The organism is Paenibacillus tyrphae (assembly GCF_027925525.1).
GTDB lineage: Bacteria > Bacillota > Bacilli > Paenibacillales > NBRC-103111 > Paenibacillus_G > Paenibacillus_G tyrfis_B.
In genome coordinates, this window is record NZ_BSDJ01000048.1 from 36,254 (window position 1) to 44,333 (window position 8,080).

Annotated in this window: 9 protein-coding genes; 4 read left to right on the plus strand and 5 right to left on the minus strand. The window is 55.2% G+C overall.

Annotated features, from left to right (window positions below; genetic code table 11):
- Window positions 1-71: 71 nt before the first annotated feature.
- Entirely contained in the window at window positions 72-1,238 is a 1,167-nt protein-coding gene (locus QMG93_RS33335) for a glycosyltransferase family 4 protein (protein WP_281944221.1), read from the minus strand.
- Window positions 1,235-2,059 carry a DUF6492 family protein gene (locus QMG93_RS33340; protein ID WP_281944222.1) on the minus strand — a complete coding sequence of 275 codons (825 nt, stop codon included), beginning with the start codon at window positions 2,057-2,059 and terminating at the stop codon, window positions 1,235-1,237. The genes QMG93_RS33335 and QMG93_RS33340 overlap by 4 nt, the downstream gene beginning before the upstream one ends.
- A 190-nt stretch (window positions 2,060-2,249) precedes the next feature.
- Between QMG93_RS33340 and QMG93_RS33345 the strand changes: the two genes are divergently transcribed.
- The 4 genes from QMG93_RS33345 to QMG93_RS33360 all read left to right on the plus strand — a co-directional run bounded on the left by QMG93_RS33345 (window position 2,250) and on the right by QMG93_RS33360 (window position 5,910).
- Complete coding sequence (locus QMG93_RS33345) at window positions 2,250-3,167, plus strand: polysaccharide deacetylase family protein (protein ID WP_281944223.1); 918 nt, start codon at window positions 2,250-2,252, stop codon at window positions 3,165-3,167.
- 61 nt (window positions 3,168-3,228) lie between these two features.
- The gene (locus QMG93_RS33350; protein ID WP_281944224.1) at window positions 3,229-3,879 is read left to right on the plus strand and encodes a YjgB family protein; all 651 of its coding nucleotides are present in this window, start codon (window positions 3,229-3,231) and stop codon (window positions 3,877-3,879) included.
- 176 nt (window positions 3,880-4,055) lie between these two features.
- Window positions 4,056-4,631, plus strand: a complete 576-nt coding sequence (locus tag QMG93_RS33355) for an RNA polymerase sigma factor (protein ID WP_281944225.1) — start codon at window positions 4,056-4,058, stop codon at window positions 4,629-4,631.
- Window positions 4,615-5,910, plus strand: coding sequence for a hypothetical protein (locus tag QMG93_RS33360; protein ID WP_281944226.1), 1,296 nt, complete (start codon window positions 4,615-4,617; stop codon window positions 5,908-5,910). Before QMG93_RS33355 ends, QMG93_RS33360 begins: the two co-directional genes overlap by 17 nt.
- Window positions 5,911-6,202: 292 nt before the next feature.
- Here the strand turns inward: QMG93_RS33360 and QMG93_RS33365 are convergent, their stop codons facing one another.
- From QMG93_RS33365 to tnpB, 3 genes are all read right to left on the minus strand, one after another.
- Window positions 6,203-6,622, minus strand: coding sequence for a hypothetical protein (locus QMG93_RS33365; RefSeq protein ID WP_281944227.1), 420 nt, complete (start codon window positions 6,620-6,622; stop codon window positions 6,203-6,205).
- Between the two features lie 12 nt (window positions 6,623-6,634).
- Window positions 6,635-7,117, minus strand: a complete 483-nt coding sequence (locus tag QMG93_RS33370; protein WP_281944228.1) for a DUF4179 domain-containing protein — start codon at window positions 7,115-7,117, stop codon at window positions 6,635-6,637.
- Between the two features lie 88 nt (window positions 7,118-7,205).
- Window positions 7,206-8,080: IS200/IS605 family element RNA-guided endonuclease TnpB (tnpB, locus tag QMG93_RS33375; RefSeq protein ID WP_281944229.1), on the minus strand; the 875-nt coding region annotated here is incomplete at its 5' end.

An 8,080-nucleotide genomic window follows, 5' to 3' on the forward strand; every position in this document is an offset into this window, starting at 1 on the left:
GCCCCATTGCCTGCTTATCCAGGCAATGGGGCTCCTGCTTTTGTCGGTCTGCGAGCCGTAAACCCAATTTGTTACCGGCGGCTTTTCTTTCGGATCGTTCGTTCCACCACCCGCTTCATGCCGGCCCCGGCACGGTTCCACGTGAACTGCATCACGTCTCGCCTGCCTTGTTTTCCTTTCTTTCGACATACGGCGCGCTGCTGAAAAGCAGTTCTCATCTGCCTCTTCAAGCTGCCGATTTTCGGCTCGGCCCAGCGCTGCCCCTTTTGCGCAAAAAAACTGCGGAAGAGGTGCGAGATCGCATGCTTGCTTCTCATGCTGACACCCGGGTTTTGCAGCCGGTATTTGACCAGGAACGAATTTCGGCGCTTGACGAAATCCATGTGTCCGCCCCAGCCCGTTGCGATGACCGGCACGCCGCTTGCCAGCGATTCGAGAAACGGCAGTCCGACCCCTTCTCCCCTCGTTGGAAGCACGAACGCGGAACCGAGCGTATACAGCCCCTTCAGCCGATGCTCCGGCATGCGGCTGGAAATTAAAATTACCGGGGCCGTTTTCCGAAACCCGAGCCTTTTTTTATACCCGTTGATTTTATTTTTGATCCACTTCTCGGTTTGCCGGGAACCGTACCCGTTCGTCTTGATCACCAGCGCAACCTTCTCGGAGGGTTTAAATTCTTCCCAGTAAGCCCTTAGCAAGCCTTCCGGATTTTTGCGGTGCTGGAAGCCGAAGACGGAGACGAAAACAAACCTTCCGGCCGTCCCCTTTACTGCCAGCTTCTTGTTCCGTGGCGTAAACTGCTTGGTGTTGACTCCATGCGGTACGATATAGATCGGTACCTTCACCCCGCTGCGGAGCAGGGCGGCTTTGTTATGCCGGGAGGGAACGAGGATGGCGTCGAAGCGGTTAAGATTTGGGAACCAGTTCCGGGGCACGCGCGTTGTCTCCCAGACAGTATTCAATATGATATGGTCGTATTTTTGGCGTTCCTTCCGCATTCGTATCATATAAGGGAAATAATGGTAAATCAAAATTTTGCGTTTGCCTGCGGCACGTGGCTTGCGAAGCAGACGCGCCAAGGCGCTGCCTGCTGCCGGCTTCTTCTTCCCAGACCTTCCTACCTCTACCCTGACATCCACGCCTTGTCGGCTTAAGGCAAGCGCATATTCCCGGCTGGCTCTTCCGATCCCGCCGTACCTTGTGACAGGGCCCTTCCATGTGACCTGATACGATGTCATTTCCCCAGCCCCCTCGGTTTGAGCGAGTACCCTCTGCGCTTGTGGAAGGAAAGCGACCGGAAGGAGCCGGCCAACGCTTTTATGCGCTTCGGCGAAAGGCTCTTCACGCTTTGGTTCAAGCTTTTGTTCTGGCATCGTTTGAGCACGACGCCCCTTGGATTGGCGGCATAGACGAAGTTGCCGTACAATTCGAATTCCGAGAAGCCGAACTGCTTCGACCTGTCAATGCTGCGAAGAATGGCTTGGTACCAGCGCGTCCCGTGTCTAGCTTCCATTCTCTTTTTCATCCGGGCCAGCTTCGCTTTCTCGAACAGCATGTAATGCGCGACGAACGACGAGGGGGCGGCGCGTTTGCGGCCCATTAGCCTCTGGCTGACTCTGAAGTATTCGGGATGGCTCCAGTTGCGGCAATAAAACACGGGTTTCCCCTTTTGCCAGAATACGTGCGGGCGGATGAGCACCGTATCGGCATCCATCGTCAAAAAATACCGACTCGAACCCAGCCTGTCGCCGCTCAGCTTAAGCAGTTGCTGAAGCAGCCACCCGGAGCGTTCCCATCGTTTCGAACGGTAACGGATTTGTTTTTTGGTGAGCGGCAGCACCGTCCGCTCATGCACGAAAGTGCATTTTTTTTTGGCGCACAGCGCCTTAATTCTCGGGCTATTCGGAGAAACGATCATCATTTTGCCGATCGGATGCTTGACCTGCTTCCGGATGGCGTCGATGACGAACGGCAAGGTTTCCAGATCTTTGTCAATGGCAGGGATCAGAACATCAATTTTGATCCTGCCGCTCCGGGAACGAAGGGGGGCGAGAGACATCTCTTCAACTCCATTTGCAAGGTTTTGCACCAGTTTATGTCATGAAGGCAGGGTTGGTCCCGGCACCTGTCCGAGCGCCGGACAGGCGCGCAAAATTTCTGTCGAAATGGGAGAACTTACTTTAAACTTTTTGTCGATTCGACTCGTCAAAGTATTTGCAAAGCACGAACTTGTGAAAGAGGAATGCTACATGGCCATACGAATCCTATCCGACCGAAAACTAGTCGTACTCGGCGCATCGCTGCTCAGCGCCACGACGATTGTCATGTTCGGCATCCATGCGGCGGAGACGCGGCAGCCGCTATCTCCCGGCCAGCACGAGGCCCAAACGCCGAACAACGCGTCTGTACCGGGGGTAGTCCCCGAGCAGGCGATCCACGCAAAATACACGGGGGACCCGAAATCCTCTCAAGAGGCCGGTTCGCCGACCACGCCGGCCATGCAACCAGCCGACGGACGGACGCCGGAGAGTAAGCCGGGAGCCGCCGCGCAGCAAGGAAATTCTGAGCCGGTCAAAGCGACGAAGCAAGTAGCGCTGACGTTCGACGACGGCCCGGATAACAAGTATACGCCGCTGGTGCTGGATATTTTGAAGCAGCATGAAGTGAAGGCCACCTTCTTCGTCGTAGGCAGGCAGGTAGTCAATCACCCGGATGTGCTGAAACGCATTCATGACGAAGGCCATTCCATCGGCAATCATTCCTGGGATCATGCGAACCTGACCAAGCTGTCTGCCGACAAGATTCAGAAAGAAATCAAGAGCACGGATGAAGCGATCGAAAAAGTAATCGGCTCCTACACCCCGATGGTCCGGGCGCCTTATGGCGCCGTCACCGCTTCGATCAAGCGCAATCTGACCTCCGCGGGACGTCAGATCGTCAATTGGACGGTCGATACGAAGGATTGGACCGGAGCGGCTTCGGCCGACATGGTAGAGCTCGTTCGCAATCGGACGAAGAACGGCGGCATCATCCTGATGCACAGCTTCGGCGGGAAAAACGGCAAGCTGGACAATACGGTAGAGGCACTGCCGCACATGATCGAAGCGCTGAAACAGGACGGGTATGCCTTCGTTACGGTACCCGAGCTTGGGGTAAAGAAAGAGTAAGGCTTGCATGACCGATTCGGTCAAGCCGCAACTCATCTCTCAGCAAAGGAGTGCTTGCCGCATGCATACGATCAAGAGAATGAAGCTGCTCACCGCAGCGGCCGCCGGTTTGCTTGCGCTGACCGCCTGCCAGTCCGGCGCGCCGTCCGCAGCGTCCAAACCGCCCGAATCCGCAGCGCCATCGCAGCAGCCGGGGACGGCGACAACGCCCGAAGCCCCGGCCAAGCCTGCGCCGTCTTCTCCCGCAGCGCCTTCGAACGCGGAGCCTGACTCCGCGTCTGTCGAAACACAGCTCAAGGATATGCTGGTCCTCGCCCGCAAAGGTCAGGTGAAAGGCAGTGAATACGCTGCACACACGGGTCTGATTGACGAAGTCGAGAAAAAATGGGGCAAGGCGGACCAGATCGATTCGGCCGGCAAAGGGTTGTACGCCACCTACAAGAAACGTGGCATCACGTTCGGCTTCAACAAAGGTGAGCTGATCTTCGATGTCCGCTCCTATGATCCGGAGCTTCACAAGCTGACGCTGCCCGTCATCGAGAAGACGCTCGGCAAACCGAAGGAGACGGCGAAGAACGGCGACGATCAGATCTACGTCTATCAAGCAAGTGAACAGTTCGAGTTGAAGTTCGTCATTCCGGCTGCCACCGGCAAGGTCGACCATATTTCCGTGTTCAGTCCGCAGGACGCGAAAAACAATATGGCCGGGTAACCGGCGAGCTGGAAGCGGTTGACGTTTCGTCAGCTTCATTTTGCCCCTTTCTTTCGTCGGACGATCGCAGTACACTGGGTAGAGAAGGCACGGACCTGGGCCCCTTTTGCGGGTCCGGCTCCGTTCCGATTGAACCGTAATGTCGGGGAGATCGTCTAAAATTAGAGGTGGCAGCTTTGGAATCGAATGTCAATTTTGACTATTTGAAATACCTGTCCGCGAGCTCCGACAAGAAAACCATTTTGAACGAGCTGATGAACGCGTACGGGAAAGACGTATGGAATTACGCCTACAGCATCACACGGAAGTGGGATCAGGCTGACGATATAACCCAAGAGGTTTTCATCAAGGTTTACCGCAATTTGAGCACGTTCCGCAGCGAATCCTCGGTGAAGACGTGGCTGCTCGCCATCACCCGCAACATGACGCTCGATTACCGCAAGGCGGCCTTCTACCGCAAGGTGACGCTCGTCGACTTCATCGCCTCGCGCGGGGAGTACGAGCAGGCCGCCGCTTCTACGGAACACGAGGTGCTTAACAAGATGGCCGTGAACGAGATGTGGGATATGGTGCTGAAGCTGCCCGTCAAATACCGCGAGGTGCTGATCCTGCACGCTCACCATCAACTGTCCATGAAAGAGATGGCGGAGGTGCTCGGCGTAAGCGAAGGAACAATTAAATCGAGGCTGTTCCACGCACGGGGGAAAATATCGAAGATGAAGGAGAGTCGAAGCCTTGGATCCGATGGATAACGAGCTCAAGAAAGAATTGGCCCGCGGGCCGTTCAGCCAAAACGGGTTCAACGACAACTTGCGCAAGCGCATCGAAGAACGCATCGATAACCACGTCGCCGTTCGCAGGCCTCGCAGGTGGAGCGCCTGGAGTGCCGGCGTTTCTGCCGTGCTGGCGTCGGCTCTCATATTCTTGTTCGTTACGGACAGCCGCCCTCTCCCTCTCATGCAGCAGGAAGCGGCGGAGAAGCCGGAGATGCAGCAGCAGCCCTCTGCAGCCGCTCCCGCGCCCCACGGCCCGGATTGGGAAGCCTCCGTCCGGTCGGCGCTGTTGATCGGCCTGCGCTCCGATGCGCCCGCAGCGGAAAACCCTCAGGCTCCCAGCACATACCGCACCGTTCTTATCGCACCGGACCGGAACCGGTTGCAAAAGACGGCGGAAGGCGAAGGCATTCTGATGCCGTATAAGCTTGATTTCTGGAAAATCGGGAACGAGCGGAAAACAACCGGCTCGCAGGAAACGTATACGCTGACGGCCCAGTTGGCCTCGGCCAAGCCGAAGACAAGCGGCAGCGCAGACCGCGGAAAGCCGGCACAGACCGTCGTCCGGGCAGAGAAGCTAATGTTTGCCGGCAATCGCTACGTTGCCGTGGCGCAAACGACGGCGGGCAAAAGCGGCGCAGCCCCATCCCCGGCACAGCAGGACTATGTGTGGGTAAAAGAGCTGGAGCAGATCGCCCCGGATCGGCGGGCGCCTGCTCCGCTATCGGAGCCGCACGTCACACTGAGCAGCGTATTCGCCGCTACCGCCGTCCCCGTGCTGAAGGAGTTGAAGCCTGCGCCGCCGGTAGGCTCGGGACACGCAGAGCCCGCAGCAGCTGATCTTTCCGGCGAGAGCTGGACCATCGCCCGCAAGCAAGGGAAATGGACGGCGCAGCTCGCTTCCTATGACGGTCCGGCAAACGGCGCAGCAGAAGGCACAGCGTACCGCTTGCGGGAAGTGCCGCTCGCGCTGCCCCAATCGGTCGTCTCGCACGACGAGTTGGCCGTTCCCTGGCGCGATATCGTGCGGGTGCAGCCGGGGGCGGTGGATGCTTTCTCCTCCCCGAACCGCGATATGGTCGCCGTCGTCACCGAGCAAAATATTATCATCTACCCGTATGCGGACCAGTGGATTCCGATCCCTCTCATGACGCTGCCGCTTCAACCGAAGGAATCGGTCGTCATGATTCAATGGGCCATGGGATCTTACGTCGAGCTGTGGAAGCGGCAGGTGAAAGCTTACTTGCAGCCGCAGTAAGTGAACCAAGAAGTATGGGGCGCGCTTGATTACCGTTCTTTACAAAAGCAAGTCCGGTCTCCGGAGGCATCATGCCAGGGAACCGGACTTGCTGCGTTATATCGACTTATTCCCAATCGATCGGAATTTTTATTTTCACCGGTTCTTTAGGCTCTTGGGAATACTCATTAACGATCAGTTTAAATGTAAACCGGTCTGAAGGAAGCTTCGGATATTGCAGCTTGTAGGCGAACGAATTTCTCGAAGTCCGAACGTCTTTTTTTTGGGATGTGAAACGTTCACCCGACGAATCTTACAAAATGAGGAAAGGTCTCTGGCTGACGGCGTCACTGGCTTCGTAATAGACGACCGTAGAGTCCTCCAGAAATTGGACACCGGTAATGGTCACCGTTCCTCCCTTATTACCCTTTAACGTGACAGGCAAGCTTCCGGGACCGGTATAGTCCGCATATTCCTCCCGCTGCTGCACCAGCGTATTCGTTTGTTGGCTTGCCACTTCGCCAACCAACAAAGTAACATAGGGAGGCTTCGGATTAACCTCGGAAAGCGGAGCAAAATTACTACGATCCTCCCCACCTCCTCCCATACCGCCACCAGCACCAGGCAAGCGAGTCTCCAGATCATCCTCCAAGAAATAATATAAACTTTCCGAATAATCGGTCTCGATGACAACTTGGGTACTTACCGGAGTAAAGGTAATTTGATCGATCATAAATTTCTTGTCCTAAGCGCCGGCAATTTTAGGCCGAACGTTTTTGATAAACAGTTTGGTTTTGTCGAGCGACACCGGAACCGTAACGTCCCAATTCCCATCCGTGTTCCCGATTCGCCGGATCGCGATATGAAGCCGCGCATTCTCCGGCAGCGGGTCGGTATTGAACACCGTCGTCCCTATGAAGGTATGATCACCGGTAATTGTAAAGGCATGTGTGCCTATCATCGCAGGGTGAGCATCTTTAAATTTGTACTTGTAATACAAGGCGGCATCTTCTTCCTTAATCTTCTGCTTTTTGAGATAGTCCACCTGATAATTGACTACGAATTGAATTCCGTCGTAGAACACCTCGGCAACGGTAAGCCGAATATCCTGATCCGTAACCGATACGTCAGTTGCCGTACCAAGATTTTGCTTTTCAATCTGATATAGCCCGCTGTCCATACCGCCTCGTACATTTTTATAGAACAAATCGTTGAACACTCCCACCACCTGCGCTATGGCCCTGAGGTGGGGGATTCTTGCGAACAGAGAAGCACCCTTCTCTTCTTGAGCAAGCGATCCCTGCGGTTCCCGCAGTTCAGTTGGGCTTTGCCAACAAACGCAGTCCTTCTTGCAAGATGTTCATGCTGGCATTGTGGTCACGGTCATGGTGCGTCCCGCATCCTGAACAGGCCCACGCTCGCAAGTTTAGATTTTTCACTTCGGGGTTGCGCCATTGGCATACATGACAAAGTTGACTGCTTGGATAGTTTTTGGCGACCATGCTGATCGTGCGACCATACCACGTTGCTTTATATTCCAGCATCGTGCGAAGGGTCGACCAGCTTGCTTCGGCAATGGACTTTGCTAACTTGTGATTTTTCATTAGACTTCGAACCTGCAAATCTTCCAGACAGATCGTTTGGTTTTCACGGATCCACTTGGTCGAGAGCTGATGTAGAAAGTCTTGCCGAGCGTTAGCGATTCGCTCATGTATGCGAGCGACTTTTTGCCTCGCTTTTAGATAGTTGGATCCACCTTTTAGGCGACGAGACAAACGTCGCTGCCAAAACGCAAGTTGCTTTTCGTAGGTGCGCAGGTGCTTGGGGCTCGCAACGTTTTCTCCGCTGCTGCAAACGGCAAACGACTTGATGCCAAGGTCTATGCCGATGGCGGTATCAACCTGAGGAAGCGGCTGGATGTCTACTTCACATAGGATCGAAACGAAGTATTTGCCTGTGCCGTGTCGACGCACCGTAGCAGACAAGATCCGTCCTTCGATTTCACGGGACTTGGCAAAGCGCATCCATCCCAGCTTCGGAAGCTTCAGCAGATCGCAGGCAACGGCAATATTGCCGTTCGTAAACTTCGTGGTGTAGCTTTGGACGGGATTGCGTTTGCTCTTGAAACGAGGCGGATCGTTTTGCTTTCGAAAGAAGCGATCAAACGCATCGGCCAGGCTGCGAACGGCGG

What these genes read in the sequence shown, in the direction of transcription:
- QMG93_RS33335 (WP_281944221.1), bottom strand. Translation starts at nt 1,238, where the DNA reads ATGACATCGTATCAGGTCACATGGAAGGGCCCTGTCACAAGGTACGGC.
- QMG93_RS33365 (WP_281944227.1), bottom strand. Translation starts at nt 6,622, where the DNA reads ATGATCGATCAAATTACCTTTACTCCGGTAAGTACCCAAGTTGTCATC.
- QMG93_RS33350 (WP_281944224.1), top strand. Translation starts at nt 3,229, where the DNA reads ATGCATACGATCAAGAGAATGAAGCTGCTCACCGCAGCGGCCGCCGGT.
- QMG93_RS33345 (WP_281944223.1), top strand. Translation starts at nt 2,250, where the DNA reads ATGGCCATACGAATCCTATCCGACCGAAAACTAGTCGTACTCGGCGCA.
- QMG93_RS33340 (WP_281944222.1), bottom strand. Translation starts at nt 2,059, where the DNA reads ATGTCTCTCGCCCCCCTTCGTTCCCGGAGCGGCAGGATCAAAATTGAT.